13 protein-coding genes are annotated in these 17,897 nt (G+C 75.0%); 1 reads left to right on the top strand and 12 read right to left on the bottom strand.

Annotated elements, in window-relative coordinates:
- Positions 1-28: 28 nt before the first annotated feature.
- The 12 genes from COO58_RS07525 to COO58_RS07470 form a co-directional block, all read right to left on the bottom strand.
- Positions 29-907 carry a MurR/RpiR family transcriptional regulator gene (locus tag COO58_RS07525; RefSeq protein WP_091573879.1) on the bottom strand — a complete coding sequence of 293 codons (879 nt, stop codon included), beginning with the start codon at positions 905-907 and terminating at the stop codon, positions 29-31.
- A 100-nt stretch (positions 908-1,007) separates the two neighbouring features.
- Complete coding sequence (locus tag COO58_RS07520; protein ID WP_098744312.1) at positions 1,008-2,435, bottom strand: hypothetical protein; 1,428 nt, start codon at positions 2,433-2,435, stop codon at positions 1,008-1,010.
- 132 nt (positions 2,436-2,567) lie between these two features.
- Positions 2,568-3,830, bottom strand: a complete 1,263-nt coding sequence (locus COO58_RS07515; RefSeq protein ID WP_091573877.1) for a cyanophycinase — start codon at positions 3,828-3,830, stop codon at positions 2,568-2,570.
- A gap of 145 nt (positions 3,831-3,975) precedes the next feature.
- Positions 3,976-6,486: a glycosyl hydrolase-related protein gene (locus COO58_RS07510; RefSeq protein WP_091573876.1), complete on the bottom strand. Its 2,511-nt coding sequence runs from the start codon at positions 6,484-6,486 to the stop codon at positions 3,976-3,978.
- Entirely contained in the window at positions 6,483-7,172 is a 690-nt protein-coding gene (locus COO58_RS07505; protein WP_091573875.1) for an N-acetylmannosamine-6-phosphate 2-epimerase, read from the bottom strand. Before COO58_RS07505 ends, COO58_RS07510 begins: the two co-directional genes overlap by 4 nt.
- Positions 7,169-8,839, bottom strand: coding sequence for an FAD-dependent oxidoreductase (locus COO58_RS07500; protein WP_176558764.1), 1,671 nt, complete (start codon positions 8,837-8,839; stop codon positions 7,169-7,171). Before COO58_RS07500 ends, COO58_RS07505 begins: the two co-directional genes overlap by 4 nt.
- Positions 8,836-10,305: a DUF4127 family protein gene (locus COO58_RS07495; protein WP_098744309.1), complete on the bottom strand. Its 1,470-nt coding sequence runs from the start codon at positions 10,303-10,305 to the stop codon at positions 8,836-8,838. The genes COO58_RS07500 and COO58_RS07495 overlap by 4 nt, the downstream gene beginning before the upstream one ends.
- A complete protein-coding gene (locus COO58_RS07490) occupies positions 10,302-11,216 on the bottom strand; it encodes an ROK family protein (RefSeq protein WP_098744307.1) in 915 nt (304 codons plus the stop codon). Before COO58_RS07490 ends, COO58_RS07495 begins: the two co-directional genes overlap by 4 nt.
- Entirely contained in the window at positions 11,213-11,944 is a 732-nt protein-coding gene (locus COO58_RS07485) for a GntR family transcriptional regulator (protein ID WP_091573871.1), read from the bottom strand. The genes COO58_RS07490 and COO58_RS07485 overlap by 4 nt, the downstream gene beginning before the upstream one ends.
- A complete protein-coding gene (locus COO58_RS07480; RefSeq protein WP_255292544.1) occupies positions 11,941-13,008 on the bottom strand; it encodes a carbohydrate ABC transporter permease in 1,068 nt (355 codons plus the stop codon). Before COO58_RS07480 ends, COO58_RS07485 begins: the two co-directional genes overlap by 4 nt.
- Positions 13,005-13,889: a carbohydrate ABC transporter permease gene (locus COO58_RS07475; RefSeq protein WP_216642321.1), complete on the bottom strand. Its 885-nt coding sequence runs from the start codon at positions 13,887-13,889 to the stop codon at positions 13,005-13,007. Before COO58_RS07475 ends, COO58_RS07480 begins: the two co-directional genes overlap by 4 nt.
- Positions 13,890-13,956: 67 nt before the next feature.
- On the bottom strand, positions 13,957-15,267 hold the full coding sequence (locus tag COO58_RS07470) for a sugar ABC transporter substrate-binding protein (RefSeq protein WP_098744306.1): 1,311 nt from the start codon (positions 15,265-15,267) through the stop codon (positions 13,957-13,959).
- Positions 15,268-15,435: 168 nt separating this feature from the next.
- On the opposite strand from COO58_RS07470, the gene COO58_RS07465 reads away from it, so the two are divergent.
- Positions 15,436-17,856 carry a glycoside hydrolase family 10 protein gene (locus COO58_RS07465; protein WP_091573869.1) on the top strand — a complete coding sequence of 807 codons (2,421 nt, stop codon included), beginning with the start codon at positions 15,436-15,438 and terminating at the stop codon, positions 17,854-17,856.
- The last annotated feature ends 41 nt before the right edge of the window (positions 17,857-17,897 follow it).

Genomic DNA, 17,897 nt, shown 5'->3' with positions numbered 1-17,897 from the left:
GTGGTTACAGTTTTCTGTAACGTACGTTTCAGCGGACGCCGAACGCCTGCTGCGCCCCCTCCATCGCCTTGAGGCGGGCGCCGGCCACCGGGCCGAGCCGGTCGATCAGCGCCGCGACCAGCGTCTCCACCAGCGCCAGCGTGGGCACGAAGCTGTCGTAGGGCGAGGGCGAGTCGACCCGGCTGGGCAGCACCACCTCGGCCAGACCGGCCACCGGCGAGAGCCACCGGTCGGTGAACAGCACCACCCGGGCGCCCCGGCCGGTCACCTCCCGGGCCAGGGCCAGGGTCGACTCCTCGTACCGCCGGAAGTCGAAGAGCACCACCAGGTCCCGTTTGCCGACGTCCACCAGCATGTCGGCCCGCTCCACCGGGCCGGCGGGCAGCAGCCGACTGTTGCCCCGCACCTGCATCAGGTGCAGCACCAGGTAGTTGGCGAACAGCGCGGAGAACCGGCCACCGGCCGCGGTGACCCGGTACTGCTGGTCGGCGAAGAGGCGCACGGCCGCGTCCAGCTCACCCTGCGGAAGGTCGGCCAGCGTGCCGCCCACCGCCTCGGGCAGCGCCGCGGCGGCCCGGGACAGCGCCCCGCGCGGCGGCGCCCCGCTGCGCTCGGTCGCCCGGTAGGCAATCAGCGGCGAGGTCTCCCGCTCGGCCAGTTCGTCGCGCAGCGCCCGCTGGAACTCCGGGTAACCACCGAAGCCCAGCCGGGACAGGAAACGCAACACCGTCGGCGCGCTCACCTCGGCCCGCTCGGCCAGCGCCGCGACCGTGCCCAGGCCGGCGGACGGATAGGAGGCGAGCAGGGCGCGGGCCACCCGGCGTTCGGCCGGGCTGCACTCACCGAGCCGCTGGCGGATCAGCGCCGCGACCCCCACGGCCTGGGTCTCGTCATCGGGGTTCGACACGAGCAGAGCGTAGCGGCCCGCCGCGTCGCTCCCGGCGACGGCGGCGGGTCCGCGGGCGGGGCGTCGCCGCCCGCCCGCGGACCCTTCGGGGGGTGCCGGGTCAGGACTTCGCGACCACGCAGGCGTAGTCGGCCGTGCCGGAGCCGGCGTACGCCTCCAGGTCGAGGTGGTAGGTGGCCGAGCCGGACGCGGTCCGGGTCAGGGTGACCGACTCGTCCGCCCCGGCGCCGTCGTTCACCGAGCGGGTCAGCGTGCTCCCGCTCGCGCTGAGCAGGTAGAGGTCGGCGTCGTACGCGGCCGGCACCGCGCAGTTCACGGTCAGCGTCTGTCCACTGCCGAGCGTGAGGGAGAAGTAGTCCCGATCGGAGGTGCTCTTCATGTCCCCGGTCACGGTGGCCGGGAAGGTCAGCCCGGAGATGTCGTTCGCGGCCGTACGGGAGTCGTTCGACTCCACCTCGGCGAACGTGGACCCGCCCGAGGGCGGCGGGGTGGTCGAGCAGTCGGTGATCGGGGTGCCGCTGTAGAGATTGGCGTCCGGCACCCCGGCGCGGACGCTGCGCAGGTAGTAGCCGCAGGTGGGCCGGTTGGCGAAGTCGTAGCTCTGCCCGTTGGTCAGTTTCCAGATCTTGAAATTGGTGTAGGTGAGCGGCTGACCGGAGACGGCCACCTCGGGCTGGTGGTCGCCGAGCACGACGTAGGCGCTCGGGCCGCTGAGCGTCGCCCGGCCGGCGCGGTCGAGGTAGAGCGACGCGCCCTCCTCGACCCCGACGCCCCACGCCTTGCCGCCGGACACCAGCCCGTCCTTGACCGCGCGGGCCACGAACGCCATGGTCCGTCCCATCCGGTCGCGGGTGACGAAGTGCGAGTCGTTGATCGTGCCGGCGTAGTTCGGCCAGCGGAACATGCCGGTGGTGAACGTCAGCGACCGGTCGTACGGGTTGGCCAGCGCGCCCGAGGAGGTGGCGCTGGCGGTGCAGGCGTCGTAGACCACGTCGCTGTTGACGTGGTGCCCGGCGCTGCCGCCGCCCACGCCGCCGCCCTTGGCCACCACCGACTCGACCGACGCCTCCAGCGCGGTGCCCTTCCAGGCCACGTAGCGGCACTGGTCGCCGCCGGCGAAGTAGACGAACTCGGCGTTGCGGATGTCGGTGTTGACCTGGCTGTTGTTGCCGTCGTTGGCCGCGGTGAGAGTGAGTGTGGTGCACGAGTTGACGCCGGCCAACGGGGTGATCACGTCGCACTCCGGGGTGCCGGAGCCGGAGCCGGCGATCACCACCACGTCGATCGCGCCGGTGCCGCCACGGATGGCGTCGACCGCCTTCGTCATGGTGGCGGTGACGATGCCGCCGGAACCGTTCATGGTGTACGCCGGGCCGGACCAGCTCGCCCGGCTGGCGTCGGCGGCGCTGCCCTGGCGTACCCGGGTGACCTGGGCGTGGGCGGCGGTGACGCCGAGCGGGGCGACGGTGAGCAACGCGGCGGCGGCGGCCGTCACGGCGAGTCGACGGGAGTTGCGGGAAGGGGACATGGGCACCTCCGAGGGGCCACGAAGCGATGAAACAGAAGTTACATCCATTAAGTTCACTGCTCAATACGTAACTTCTGTTACATCCTCGTGACGGCGGCGCCGGGCGTCCGGCCCGGCGCCGCCGCGCCCACGTCAGGCCGGTCGGATGCCGACCACCACGTCGGTGAACGTGGTCGCCGTCGTGCCCCGGAAGGCCGCGAACCCGGAGCCTCGGGTCAACCGCGCCGCCCACTGCGGGTCCTTCTCGTACGACGTGCCGCCGACCGCCACGCAGCCGGTGCGGGCGGCGAGCCCCTCCTCGACCAGGCCGACCATGGCGTAGTCGTAGAAGACGTCCTCCGACGGGGTCGCCGTGCACGGTCCCACCGCCGGCCGCACGCGCGGCTTGCCGGCAGCCGGCACCACGGTCCAGCGCGACGCGAGGTAGGCGTCGCCGGCGGTGAGCCGGCTCCACCGCACGCCCTCGATCCCCCACACTCCACCGTGGTCGGTCACCCGGGCCCGGCGCAGGTCGAGGACGCTGACCCCGCGCTGGCCGAGCACCCGCAGCGCGGTACGGCGACCACCCACGCCGGTCACCTCCAGCGCGGTGTTCTCGTCCAGCCCGAAGACCCGGGTGTGCCGGGTGTCCGAGGCGAGCCGGATCGAGCGCGCCTCCCGCCCGCGACGGGAGAAGTGGGTGTCCACGAGCCCGGCGGTGAAGAACCCGAACCCGCCCCGGGGCAGGTAGCCGAGCACCGCCGGGTCGTCGAAGTAGCCCGGCTTCGCACCGTCGCGCAGCCCCGGCTCGGTCGAACCCCCGGTGATCATGTCGCGGCCGGCCATGATCTGCGCGCCGGCGCTGGTGCCGGCGACCACCGCGCCACCGCGCAGCTTGCGCCGGACGGCGGCCAGCGCGGCGCTGTCCCGCTGCGCCGTCCCCCGCGTCATGGTGGTGACGTAGCGGTACTGGTCGCCGCCGCCGAAGAAGAAGCCGGTCATCGACTCGATCTGCCGCACCACCGCCGGGTCGTCGGCGGCGGCCGGGTGGTCCAGGTCGATCGGGATCCACTGCGCGTCGGCCACCCCGTAGGACCGGAACAGGTCGGCGTAGTAGTCACCGTTGCAGACGCTGTTGTTGCAGTCCGGGGTGCCGGCGTCGGGGTCCTCGGCCGGCACCGGGGCGCCGGCGGTGACGATGCCGATCCGGGCCCGGCCGGGGCCGCCGGCCAGCCGGACGATGTCCTCGTAGATCTCCCGGTTGTCGTCGGCCAGCGCGCCGCCGACCAGCACCAGGCTGCCGCCGGCGCGGTGGTGGGAGGGGGTGGCCGAGGCCGGGACGGCGGCGACCGGCAGGCTGAGAGTGACCGCCGCACAGGTGCCGACCCCGAGGGTCAGCAGGCGGTTCCAGGGCATGAGTGCTCCTCACGGGTCGTGAGGGCGAGCCGGGACCGAGCGTACGGCAGCCGGCCCGGCCGGACAATGCGCGCGGGCCGAAATCGGTGCGGGGGCCCGCACCGGCACGCGAGCCGGCGGGACCCCCACTCCAGACGCCGAGCGCTCAGCCGGTGACGCGGAAGCTGCGCGTCGCGAACGGGCCCAGCGCGATCCGGTCGCCGGCCACCGCGCCACCCACCGTCCGCTCCGCGAGATCGCACTCCACGGGCGTGCCGACGAGCCCCGACACCGTCACCACGACCGGCGCGGACGTCGGGTTGACCAGCCGCAGCACCGCGCCGTCGCCGTCCTCGGCCGGCTTGTACGCCGACACCTGCGCCCCGTCCACGCACAGGCCCGGGGTCGCGACCGGCGCCACCGCACCGGGGCGCAGCTGCCAGGCCCGCAGCGGGGCGCGCCGGTGCGCCGCCGCCGTGGTGACCGCGGACTCGCCGTCGTCGAGGCGTACCCCGATCGCGGCGGTGATCCGCCGCCGGCACTGCGCCTCCGGCGTGGGCAGCTGCGGTCCGGCGCCGGCGGTGCGGGCCCGCAGGTCGGGCCGGGACAACCAGCCGACCGCGCGCAGCACCGTCACCGCCAGCGACGGCCGCTCCCCCGCGATGCCCTGCACCTCGGGCAGCCCCGGCGCGAGGACCGTCAGACCCGGCAGGGTGGCCAGCGAGCGGACCGGCGCGACGCCCGCGTCGGCCTCGTACCCGCGCTGCTCGGGCAGCGGGCCGAGCGCCGCCTTGAGCGGGCGGGTGAGCAGGCTGAAGTGGGCGTCCGCGGTCCAGTCGGTGGCCGGCGCATCGGTCGGGAAGTGGGCCTGGAGGCGGTGGTCGTCGGCGGCGTTGTCGAACTCCAGCCGCCAGTCCAGCTCCGGCACCCCGGCCCAGAGCGTGGCGGTGACGGTCAGCGACAGCACCACCCGCTCGGCCGACCGGGCGCTCCGGTCGGCGGTGAGGCCGGCCGGGACGTCGAGGTCGGCGCGGACGACGAGGCGGGAGGCGACCGGGCCGTCGTGGACCCACGCCTCGCGCAGCGTCGGGGTGACCGACTCGTCGCGGCGGGGCGGGTCGTAGGTGTAGGTGTCGCCGGCGTCGCCGACGTCGACCAGGCGGCCCAGCCCGGGCAGGGTCCGGCCGGTGGCCGCGTCGGTGAGGGTGAACGAGGCGTCGTCGGCCACCGTCAGGGTCCAGTCGCCCCGGGTCACCGAACGGCCCGGGACGCCGGCCGGCACGGGGGCCGGCTCGCCCGGGACGACGGTCGCGGTGTAGCCGGTCCAGCCGCCGGCCGGGGCGTCGGCGACGAAGGCGACGCGGTGCCGCAGCGTGTCCCGGGTGTCCGGCAGGATGTCCAGGTCGGCGCAGAACAACGGCGTCGGCCCGGTCTCCCGCAGCTCGTACGGCACCGGCGCGCCGTCGGCGTCGACCAGCCCGGCCAGCGTGTGCCCGGGCGCGGTGTGCACGTCCACCACGACCGGGCCGGTCACCGGTGCGGCGTGCGGGTTCACCACCACCAGGGCGGCGGCCCGGGTCACCGGGTCACCGGCGAGCCGGGTGTCCAGCCCGAGGTCCAGCAGGGCGCGTTCGACCAGGTGCTCGCCGGCCTGTCGGGCCCGGTCGAAGCGCACCTCGTTCTCCCGGTGCACCTCGTCCACCGAGCAACCGCAGATGGAGTCGTGCGGGGCGTTCTGGAGCAGCTCGTCCCAGGCGTGCCGGAGCAGGCCGACCGCGTGGGCGCGGCCGGCGCGTACGGTCAGCGGCTCCGCCCACGCCTCCAGCAGCGTCTCGGCGGCGGCGTTGGCCTGCTTCAGATAGAGCCGGGTGGACAGCGTGCCGGCCAGCACGAACGTCAACCAGTCGCCCGGGTGGCGCAGCTCACCGGTGACCACCCGTTCCGCCGGCACCGCGTCGCGGATCGCGGCGAAGTACCCGGCCAGCGTGCTCTCCACCGCCGCGCCGTCGGCCAGGCCCGCGGGCAACGGTCGCGGTGCCAGGTGGTCGCCGCCGTTGAGCAGCAGGTACGGCCCGTCGGCGTCCCGGCCGGCCTGCCTGTCGCGGAACGCGGCGAGCCGGTCGGCGGCGGAGGCCGCGTCCCAGAGCACCTCCGGCTCGTAGTAGCCCTGATTGACCGCGAGCACCTCGGAGCCGTCCGGGGCGCGCCAGCGGAACCGGGCCAGGCGCGGGGGCGCGCCCCGCCAGACCAGCGCGGTGTCCAGACCGAAGCCGCGCAGCACCCGGGGCAGGTCGGCGGGGTGGCCGAAGGCGTCCGGGCAGTAGCCGACGTCCGCGAGCGTCAGCCCCAGGTCGGCGGCGACCCGGCGGGCGGCGAGCAGGTTACGGACCAGGTTCTCGCCGGAGACGAGCTGGTTGTCCGCGAGCACGTGCCACGGCCCCACGTGCAGCCGGCCGGCGGCGGCGTGGGCCCGGATCCGGTCGGCGAGGTCGGGGCGGACGGCGAGCGCGTCCAGGGCGGTGACGGTCTGCCCGTCGAGGTGGAACCGGCGCAGTTCGCCGGCGTCGAGCTGGTCGCACACCCGGGCGACCAGTTCGGCGAGGCGGGCCCGGAAGGACTCCATCGGCCGGTACCACTCGCGGTCCCAGTGGGTGTGGCTGACGACGTGCACGGTCATGACATCTCCCGGCTGGTGACGAGCGCGGCGGCGAAGCGGGCGGTGACGACGGCGGGCCGGGTGATGGCGGTACCGACCACCACGGCGTGCGCGCCGTGGTGCAGGGCGGCGGCGGCCTCGTCGGGGGTGTTGATCCGGCCCTCGGCGACGACCGGCACCGGGAGCGTGGCGACGAGCGTGCCGATCAGCTCCAGGTCCGGGTCGTGCGGCACCGCGCCGCCGGTGTAGCCGGAGAGCGTGGTGCCGACCAGGTCCACCCCGGCGGCGACGGCGGCGTGACCGTCGGCGGCGTCCGCCACGTCCGCCATCACCAGCACCCGGGGGTGCCGCCGCCGCAGCCCGGCCACGGTCTCGGCCAGCGTGAGCCCGTCAGGGCGGGGCCGCCGGGTGCCGTCGAGCGCGACGATCTGCACACCGGTGGCGGCCACCGCCTCGGCATGCGCCAACGTCGGGGTGATGTAGACGCCCTCGGCACCGTCCTTGACCAGCCCGATCAGGGGGGTGTCGGGCAGCGCCGCGCGCAGCGCCCGCAGGTCGCGCAGCCCCTGGGCGCGGATGCCGGCCGCGCCGCCGTGCAGCGCGGAACGGGCCAGCGCCACCATGTGCGCCGGGTCGTCGAGCGGTTCACCGGGATCGGCCTGGCAGGAGACGACCAGCCGGCCACGGATCGCGTCGAGCACGGTCATCGGACGATGTCCTCCATCAGGGCGCCGAGGGCGCGATCGGGGTCCACGAGGGACGGGTCGGCGCCCAGCGACCGGGCGGCCCGGCGCAGCGCGGCCAGGTCCTCCGGTCCGGGCGACCGGTCGGGTTCCACCGCCAGGTCGGCGGCCCGCTCCCCCTCCACCGCCCCGTGGGCGGCGGCCAGGTGCACGGCGGCGAAGCGCGGGTCGTCCGGTGGCACGTCGGCCACCCAGGCCAGCGGCACGCCGGCGGCGACCAGGTCACGCTGCACCGCGAGCAGGAACGCCGGGTCGTCGCGGACGGCTCCCACCGGCCGGGCGTCCAGGGCGGCCCGGGCGGCGAGGGCCCCGGCCGCCTCACCGACCGCCCACTCGCCGTGGTGCACCCGGTACGCGGCGGCGGCGACCTGGGTGGCGCCGAGGTTCTTGGCGGCGGCCAGCAGGTTGACCGCGCCGCGGGGGACGAGCACGTCGGCCGGAATGGTGAACGGCGCGGTCTCCCGGTAGACCGGATCCGGGTGACCGGTGCGTTCGTGCAGGTCCACGTGGTACCAGGTGACGCCGAGTGAGCCGGCCAGGTGCCGCGCCCGGGCCCGCCCGGGCACGGGGGCGAGGTCGTGGCCGGTGACCGGCCGCTCGACCACGATCCGCCGTGACTCACGCAGGTACGGCGCCTCGGCGAAGCCGTCGGCCGTGCCGGCGGCCTCCGGGGCCAGGCGCAGCCCGGGGAAGCCCCGGCCACCGTCCTCGCGGGGCGCCTCGGTCCGCAGCCAGTGCACGAACGCGGCGGTCAGCTCGCGACCGGCCCGCTCGGCGCCCGCCGGGTCACCGATCGGGTCGTACCCGGCGCAGTCGTTGGACGCCCAGTTGAGCACCGCGAGCTCCGGCGCGGTGGCGCGCAGCCGGCGGTAGGTCCAGAACGGCGGTCGCCCGTCCGGGCCGTCGGTGAACATCCGGTACCGGTGCACGCCGCCGTCCCAGCCGGCGATGTCGAAGGAGAGCCGGTGCCGCAGCTCGGCGTAGCGGGCGGGCGCGGGCCCGGTGAAGTCCGCGCCGGGGTGGTGTTCCACCAGCGCGCACCAGGTGAACGACTGTTGGGCGGCGGGGTCGGGGGCGCCGGGCACGGCGTCCGGCTCACCGTGCGCGTCGCGGCCCTCCGAGCCGGTGACGGTGGCGAACCCGGCGAGCGGGGCCAGGTCGCCGCGCTCGGTGGCGTCGCAGAAGACGGCGGCGGCCAGCACGGTGCCGTCGGTCAGCGTCACGTCGTGGATCCGGCCGCCCTCGGCCCGCGCCGCGACCGGGGACCGGCCGGTCAGCACCGTCACCTTCGCCTCGGCCAGGGTCGCGTCCAGCACCCGCCCGGCGACGGCCGGCTCGAAGCAGAGCCGGCTCACCCAGCCGCCGCCCGGGTTTGCCGTGCCGCCGTAGTGGGCGCGGACGGTGTCGCGGAACGCCCGGTAGCCGGCGGAGGCGCCGAAGCTCTCGATGTGCGGGTGTTCGTCCAACGCGGGCAGTGCCTGGGTGGTGACCTGACCGCCGACCCGGGAGAGCTCCTCGACGAGGACCACCGTGGCGCCGGCGCGGGCGGCGGCGAGCGCGGCGGCCACCCCGCCGAGCCCGCCGCCGACCACGGCCACGTCGGCGGTCACTGTCGGTTCGGGAGTGCTCACCGGTCTTCCTCCACTGTGAAGTCGATCTCGTAGGTGCGGTGCCACGGCAGGCTCACCGAGCCGGCGGCGACGGCGAAGCCCGGCACCGCGTCGAGGTGCCGCCACCGTTCGCGCAGCAGATGCTCGATCCGGTCGGTGACCCGCGCGGTCTCCGAGTCCGGGACGTGGTCGTGCCGGGTCGGGTCGGTGCCGCGCTCGCGTCGCAGCCGGGGCCGGGCGTACGACATCCAGACGTGGTCGTCGACCAGGCGGTGAGCGAGCAGCCGGCGGGCGGCGGACCGGTCGAGGGTGCCGGCGGCCCGTCCTACCTGGTAGGCCACCAGCGTGGCGAGCGCGCTGCCGACGGTGTTGCCGGCGGTGTTCCAGCCGGCGAAGCCGGCCAGCCGGGCGTACGTGCCGTCGGCGGCCAGCTCGGCCACCAGCCGGGGATCGGCGCCGTTGCCCAACGCGCAGTCGGCCAGGGCGACCGGCCGGCCCTCGGCGAGCAGCCGGCGGACCAGGGCGGCGGTACGCGCGGCCGGCCCGGGGTCGGTGTCGGCCGGCGGGGCGGTCGCCCAGTCGGCGTCGCCGGGTTGCGGCGGGTGCACCACGAGCACCGCGTCGGCGGCGGCGTGGTCCACCACCTCGGCCCCGGCAGCGGCGGCCTGGCTGGCCACGCCGACGCCGACCGGCACCGGTTCGTAGCGGGCCACCCGGTCCAGCCCGTCCGGATCGGCGCAGGCGACCGCGATCCGGGGCGCGTGACCGGCGGCCGCGGCGAGCGCGCGGGCCACGAGCACCGCGCCTATCTCGTCGGCGCCCGGGTGCGCGAGCACCCGGTCGGTCAGCTCCAGCCAGGACGTCCAGGTCCGCAGCCAGTGCCACTCGGCGGTGCCGACCGCGGCGACGGCGGTGTCGTCCGCGCCGACGACGAGGATGTCCAGCACGCCCTCGGCGGCGAGCCCGAGCGCGGCCTGGTTGAGCACGTGGTTGCGCTGCCGGCGGCGCAGGAAGTCGCGGCGGATCGCCGCCGGCACGTCGGTGACGGGCAGCTCGGCGGCGCCGATCCCTCGGTGCAGCGCGGCCGAGTACGCGTGCAGCGCGCGGCCGTGCCGGGCCCAGTAGTCGGGTTCCTCGCCGGCGTCGTCCGCGTCGGGGGTGCGTTGCACGACGGTGGCGGCGTAGACCGGCGTGGGGCCCTGGCGCAGGGCGGCCCAGCGGCCGAGCACGGCGGTGACCGGGTCGTCGCGCAGCCGGGAGGCGATCAGCCCGCCGAGGCCCAGCGTCTCCAGCGCGACCACCGTGGCGTCGGCCCGGCGGCCGGCGAGCCAGCGCGCCAACCCGTCCGGGTCGCCGGGCCGCCGCTGGGCCGGCAGCAGGTCGGCCGGTGGGACCTGGACGCGCGCGCCGGCGACGGCGGCGACCAGGGCGGGCAGCGACCGGCAGACCGGCCGGTCGTCCAGCGGTACGAGCGCGATGTCGATCATCGGCGGACCCTGCCCTCCTCGAGCGTCCGCAGGGCGGCCTCGGCGGCGCCGACCAGCGCGGCGTCCGCGCCGAGCGCGGCCGGGACCAGCGGCACCGGGCCGAGCACCGGCATGCAGGCGGCGGCGAAGGCCGGGCCGGCGGCGGCCAGGACCTCGGGTACGGCGGCGCCCCCGCCGACCACGATCCGGTCCGGGTCGAGGGCGTTGGCCAGGCCGGCCAGGGCGGTGCCGAGCGCGGCGCCCGCCTCGGCCAGGACGGTCCGTGCCGCGTCGTCGCCGGCCCGGGCCCGTCGCACCACCTCGGGCAGGTCGACCGGGTCGCCGGTGCGCTCGGCGTACCGCGCGGCGACGGCCGGGCCGGCGGCGACCGCCTCGACGTGCCCGGTCGCGCCGCACGGGCAGGGGCGACCGACCGCCTGCGGCACGGGCAGGTGGCCGAGGTGCCCGGCGGCGCCCGATCGACCGCTGAGCAGCATCCCGGCGACGTGCACGCCGCCGCCGATGCCGGTGCCGACCGCCACCCCGATCACGGTGGGCAGGCCGCGGCCGGCGCCGTGCACGGCCTCGCCGAGCGTGAACGCCTGGACGTCGTTGAGCACCGCGCCGGGCAGGCCGAGGCGGTCCCGGACGGCACCCGGCACGTCCACCCGGGACCAGTCGCTGATCGACGAGGTGGCGGCGGTGAGCAGGCCGGTCGCCGGGTCGACCAGGCCGGGGGCGCCGACGCCGACGGCCACCGGCGCGCCGCCGAGCGAGCGGACCAGCGCGGCGGCCCGATCCAGGACGGCGGCGGCGCCGTCGTGCGCCGGCGTCGGGGCCTGGGTACGGGCCAGCACCGCGCCGGCCCGCACCAGCGCGGCGGCGGTCTTGGTGCCGCCGATGTCGACGGCGGCCAGGAGCGGGGCGGTCACGGCGTCCTTCGGGTCACGGTGATGCGGAAGTCGTACCGGTCCGCGCGGTAGATGCTCTCGGCCCGCTCGACCGCCACGCCGGTGCCGTCGTAGGTGGTCCGGTCCACCCGCAGCGCGGGCGAGTAGGCCGCCACGCCGAGCAGCGCGGCCTGGTCGGCGTCGACCACGGTCGCGGAGATCACCTGGTCGGCGTGGTGCGGCCGGACCCCGCGCTCGGCGAGCACGTCGTAGAGGGAGCCGGAGACCAGCGCGGCGTCGAGCTCACCGACGCGCTCGGTCGGCAGCCACACCTCCTCGACGCACATGGGCAGGCCGTCGGCGAGGCGGAGCCGGCGGACGTGGGCCACCTCGGCGCCGGGGGACAGCGACAGCTCCCGCGCCACGGCCACGCCGGCCGGGACGAGCGTGAGGTCGAGCAGGCGGGAGTCCGGGGTGAGCCGGCGGCTGCGCATGTCCTCGCTGAACGAGGTCAGGGCGAGGGACTTGGAGATGGTGGCCGGGTCGGCCACGAACGTGCCGGCGCCCTGGGCGCGGTAGACCAGGCCCTCCTCCTCCAACCGGCCGACGGCCTGCCGGACGGTCGCCCGGCTGACCCCGAACCGGGCGACGAGTTCCCGCTCGCTGGGCAGCGGGTCGTGCGGACGCAGCGCCTCGCCGATCTCGGCGCGCAACGCGGTGTACAGCGCCTCGTGCTTCCAGGCGGTCTTGTTGCCGCTGGTGGTGGTCACCCCTTCACCCCTCCCTCTCCGATGCCACGGAAGAACATCCGCTGCAGGGCGAAGAAGACCGCGAGCAGCGGAACGACCGCGATCATCGTGCCAGCGGCGACCACCCGCTGGTCGTTGGTGAAGGTGCCGGACAGGTACTGCAGGCCCACGGTGAGGGTGAAGTTGTCGGGGTTCTTCAGCACGATGAGCGGCCAGAGGAAGTCGTCCCAGGCGAACAGGAAGCTGAACACGCCGACCACCGCCAACGAGCCGCGCACACTGGGCAGCGCGACCCGCCAGAACCGGGCCCACTCCCCCGCGCCGTCGATCGCGGCGGCCTCCTCGGTCTCCCGCGGCAGGGCCAGGAACGCGGTGCGCATGACCAGGATGGACAGGCCGCTGACCGCGCCGGGCAGCAGCACGCCGAGCAGGGTGTCGACCAGGCCGAGGCTGCGCACGGTGAGGAAGACGTTCACCATGATCACCTCGAACGGTACGACCAGCGAGGCGAGCAGGGCGGCGAAGACCGCGCCCCGTCCGCGGAAGCGCATCCGGGCCAGCGCGTAGCCGGCCATGGCGCCGAGCAGGCAGTTGGTCACGACGCTGGCGAACGCCACGATCGCCGAGTTGCCGATGTAGCGCCAGACCGGGATGACCTCGGTGACCTTGCCGAAGTTGCCCAGCGTGGGGTGGGCCGGCAGCAGCGTGGTGTCCGGGCCGTAGATCGGTTCGCCGGTGCTCTTGAGCGCGGTGGAAAGCTGCCAGAGGAACGGCCCGACCAGCAGCACGGTCATCAGCAGCAGGAGGAGGTACCGCAGGGCCGGCCCGGCGAACCGGCCCGCTCCGGCGGATCGCCGGGTGGGCCGTGCGGCCCGCGGCCCGGCCGTGGCGCGCCGCTCGGTGCGTTCGCTCATGCCGAGCCGACCGGGCATGCCCTCACGGCCCTCGCTCCGCTCGGTGCGTTCGCTCATGCCCTGCTGGCCGGGCATGCCCTCACGGCCCTCGCTCCGCTCGGTGCGTTCGCTCATGCCCTGCTGGCCGGGCATGCCCTCACGGCCCTCGCTCCGCTCGGTGCGTTCGCTCATGCCTCGTTCCTCTCGCTGCGTCGGCGCAGCACCAGCGCCAGGACGGAGAGGCCGAGGGTGCCGACGAAGAGCGTCAGGCTCATCGCGGAGGCGTACCCGATCTCACCGTCGACGCCGAGACCGACCTCGCGGATGTAGTAGACGATCGACTTGGCCTGCCCGCCGGGTCCGGCGGTGCCGGAGGACATCACGTAGATCTCGGCGAAGACCTTGGTCGCGGAGATCGCCGCGAGCGTGCCGACCAGCAACATGGTGGGACGGACGGTCGGCACGGTGACCGAGCGGAACCGGCGGACCGCGCCGGCGCCGTCGACCCGGGCCGCCTCGTAGAGCTCGTTCGGCACGTTGGACAGGGCGGCCAGGTAGATGACCATGTAGTAGCCGAGGCCCTTCCAGACCGTCACCAGCATGCAGGCGAACAGCAGCAGGGTGGCGTCGGTGAGGAAGGGCAGCGGCTCGGCGACCACCCGCAGCTTCACGAGTACGGCGTTGACCAGGCCGTCGGAGGAGAGCAGCCAGCTCCAGATCAGGCCGACCACGACCATCGAGGCGATGACGGGGGTGTAGAACACCGCCCGGAACGCGCCGATGCCGGGCAGCTTGGCGTGCACCAGCTGGGCGAGCAGCAGGGGCAGCAGCACCAGCGCGGGCACCACGACGACCAGGTAGAGCGCGGTGTTGCCGAGCGCCCGGAAGAACTCGGTGTCGTCGGCCAGCCGGGTGAAGTTGGCCAGCCCGGTGAACTGCCCCCCGCCGAGCGCCTGCGCGTCGGTGAACGCCAGCACGCCGGTGTTGGCGAGCGGCCCCCACGTCATCAGTGCGGTGACGAGCAGCGCGGGAGTGAGGAACAGCCAGGGCACGTACCAGCGACGGCCGATCACGTCGGTGAGCTCCTGTCGTGGAGGGGAGGGTGGCGCCGCCCGGCCGGAGCCGGGCGGCGCCGGCGGGTCAGCGGGCGAGCAGCTTGTTGGCCTCGTCCACGGCCTGGTCCAGAGCGGCCTTCGGGTCGAGGTCGCCCTTGACGGCGAGCTGCACCTTGCCGATCACCAGGGCCTTGGTGCGGTCGTCCCACTGCACCGGGGTGAGGTTCTGCGCCTTGGCGATCTGCTCGGCCGAGATCCGGCGGGCCTGCGCGGTCGGGTCGGCGGCGTCCACCTGGGTGAAGTACGGGTCCTTGAGCGAGTCCGAGGTGGACGGCAGGATCGTCACGATCTTGGCGAAGGCGAGCTGGTTCTCCGCGTTGCTGACGAACTTGGCGAACTCCAGCGCGGTGGCCGGGTTCTTGCTCTTCTTCGGCACGAGCAGGCCCATCACCGACATGTTGGTGGTGCCGTCGGCGCTGGCGATCTGCGGCGCGACCCCGGTGGCCTTGGCGACGGCCGGGGCGTTCTGGCCGACGACCTTGAGGAAGTTCGGCCCGGACGGGAACAGCGCCACCCGTCCGGCCGAGTACGCCTCGGTCTCCTTGGCGTGGTCCTGGGTCAGCCAGTCCGGCGCGATCGCCTTGCTGGCGTAGAGGTCACGCAGCCGGGTGACGTACTGGACCGCCTCGGGGGTGTTGAAGGTCCACTTGCTGGCGTCGTCGTTGAGCAGCGGGACGCCCAGCTTCGCCAGGTTCGGCACGAACGTGTTCTCCAGCGCCGGGTGCCAGCCGTAGAAGCGGCCCTTGCCGGCGGCGGAGATCTTCTCGGCCTGGGTGAGCAGTTCGTCGATGGTCTTCGGCGGGGCGGCGCCGGGCATCCCGGCCTGGGCGAAGAGGTCCTTGTTGTACATGGTGATCTCGCTGGTGAGATACCACGGCAGGCCGTACGAGCCGGCCTGGCCGGGGACCTTGAACGCGTCCCACGCGCCGGGGACGAAGGAGTCCTTGACGTCGGCGGCGTTGGTCTCCATGTCCACGAAGACGCCCTGCTTCTCCAACTTCTGGGCGAAGTTCGGGTTGAGGTTGACCACGTCGGGCAGGGTGCCCGCCTGGGCGTCGTTGGTGATCTTCTCCTGGGCGCCCTGGAACGGCAGGTCGACCCAGGTCACGTTGGTGCCCGGGTGCTGCGCCTCGAACTTCTCGATCAGACCGTTGATGTAGTCGTCGAAGGTGGGCTTCAGGGCCAGCGTGGCGAACGTGATGTCGCCCTTGACCTCACCGTTGATCGGGTCGTTCGAGCCGCCGGCGCCGGCGTCGTCGCCGCTGGACAGGCCGCAGCCGCTGAGGAAGAACGCGGCGGCCACTGCGGCCGCGGCGAAGGCGCGGGTACGCCTCATGAGGGTCCTCCATGCGTGGGGGATGAGTGGTACGGACCAGTTGCCGGAGACACTGGACCACGATCACCGCCGCGTCAAGCCCCAGCTCGTCTTTTGCGCCCGGTGTCCGGTTTGTTTATCCGATTGAAGCCTTGACTTGTCCGTACCAGTGACCACACGATGGGCCGCATGCCTACCCCCACTCCCCTACGCCGGGCCACCGCCGGCGGGGCGGCCGGCGTGGTCCTGCTCGGGCTGCTGACCGCTCCCGCCACCGCCGCCCCGCCCGCCGCCCCACCCGCCGCCGAGTCCGGCGCGCCGACCGTCGTGACCGCCGACGGCGCCACCGCCACGATCGACGCCATCGATCCGTCGTCGCGCGCCGCCGGCGTGCTCGCCCTCTACACCCCCGACTCGGGGGCCGAGACGAAGACCAACGCCTTCGGCGGCGAGGCGGTGCTGCGCGCCGCCGGCGGCGGGGCGTACGACGTGATCAGCGTCTGCACCGCGCTCGACTCCTGCCCGAAGCCCGGCAACAACGCCATCCCGGCCGACGGCGCCGTGCTGTCCGCCTCCCCACCCGAGGCCGGTGGCGTCGACGACCGACGGTGGCTGCGCGACAGGCTGCGCGCCGGTGAGCGGGTGCAGCTGCGCAACCTGCTGATCCGGCGGGCCACGACCACCGTCGACGCCACCGACCCGACCGCCACCACCAACCCGGCCGGCGTCGACCCGGCCAAGGGCGAGTGCTTCCCGGGGTGCCGCGGCGCGGAGCAACTCGTCGTCTACACCCCCGCCGCCGGTCGGGAGCGCACCGGAACCAACGACTTCGGCTACGAGATCACCGTCCGCGACGGCCGGGTGGTCGCCCGTCAGGGCGGTGACAGCGCTGTGCCCGCCGACGGCTTCGTGCTGTCCGGGCACGGCTCACGGGGTTCCTGGCTGGAGGGGAACGCCCCGCTCGGCGCCCGGGTGGCCGTCGAGGGTGACACCGTCACGGTGGACGTCGACGCGGAGAGCTTCCTGCTCGGCGCGGAACGCGCCGTGTCCGCGGCGCGCCAGGCCGGCCAGGCCGCGCGGGCGAGCTGCCTGGAGTTCGACCCGGCCGCCGTGGACACCGCGCTCGCCGAGGCGGCGGGCCTGCTGGGCCGGGCCCGCGACGCCGCCGCCGCCGAGCCGGAACGCGCCGCGGAACTGGCCCGCGACGCCGCCCGCCGCGCCGACGTGGCCGGTTACCGGGCCCGTGAGTCCCGTCCGGTGGAGGGCCGTGGCCTCTGGGTCCGCCCGATCGAGACCAGCCCGGAGCAGATCCGCGCCACGGTGGAGCGGATCTCCGCGGCCGGGTTCAACATGGTGTTCCTCGAGACGGTCTGGGGTGGCTACACCATCTACCCGAGCCCGGTCGCCGAGCGGGCCGGCATGCCCGCCCAGCGGCCCGAGATGCGCGGCTTCGACCCGCTCAAGGTCTGGATCGCCGAGGCGCACGCCCGGGGCATCGAGCTGCACGCCTGGACGCACACCTTCTTCGTCGGCGTCGAGTCCGGCGGCGGACCGGTGCTCACCGCGCACCCCGAGTGGGCGGCGGTGGAGCGCGAGGACGTCGGCAAGACCGGCCCGCAGCCGTCCCGGATGGAGCCCGGTTACTACTGGATGGACGCGGCGATCCCGGCGGTACGCACCCACGTGCTCGCCACGTTCGAGGAGATCCTGCGCGGCTACGACGTGGACGGTCTGCACCTGGACTACATCCGCTACCCGGTCTCCCTGCCCTACGGCGCGGACTTCTCCTACTCCGCGTACAGCCGGGCGACGTTCGCCGCGGAGCACGGCGTGGACCCGTTCACGCTGAACCCCGAATCACCGCAGTGGCCCACCTGGAACGCCTGGCGGGAGAAGCAGGTCACCACGTTCGTCGACCAGGTCCGCACGATGCAGCGGCGGGTCGCCGGCGACCGGAAGCTCTCCGCCGCCGTGTTCGCCGACCCGACCGACGGGCTGGCCAAGAAGTTCCAGAACTGGGGCGCCTGGGTCGACGCCGGCACGCTGGACTTCCTCACCGGCATGTCCTTCGGCACCTCCGCGGACTCGGTGGGGCACGACACCGCCGTGATGCGCCGCCGGGTCGGCGACGTGCCGCTCTACACCGCCACCTACGGCCCGCTGCGGGGGTCGTCCCCCGATCTGATGCTCGACCAGGTGCGGGCGGTGAACGACGCGGACTCCGACGGCGCGGCGCTGTTCGCGTACAACCAGCTCAACGCCCGGCAGCAGGAGGCCCTGCGGGAAGGCACGTTCCGGACCCGGGCGACGGTCCCGCACGCCGACTACCGGGCCGCCGCCCGCGCCGGGACGGCGTCGCTGCGGGAGGCGCTGCGTCAGGCCACGGCCTGCGCGCCGGGCGCCACCACGGCCGGGGTCCGGCTCCGGCTCGCCACGGCCGAACGGCTGCTGGCCGACGGGTTGCCCGACCGGTCGGCCGACGCCGCCGCGCGGCAGCTGCGCAGGGCGGCGACCGTCGCCGCCGGTTGGGGGGACGGCGTGCCGCCGGAGCTGACCCGGCGCACCGTCCGTGACCTCACCATGTACGCCCGCTGGGCGGAGCTCGCCTGAGCGCCCGGGGCGGCGCGGACGATCCGGACGGGTCGCCCGCG

The sequence above is a fragment of the Micromonospora sp. WMMA1996 genome (genome assembly GCF_002573675.1).
Classification (GTDB): Bacteria; Actinomycetota; Actinomycetes; order Mycobacteriales; family Micromonosporaceae; genus Micromonospora; species Micromonospora sediminicola.
This window is presented reverse-complemented; position numbering and strand designations above follow the sequence as displayed.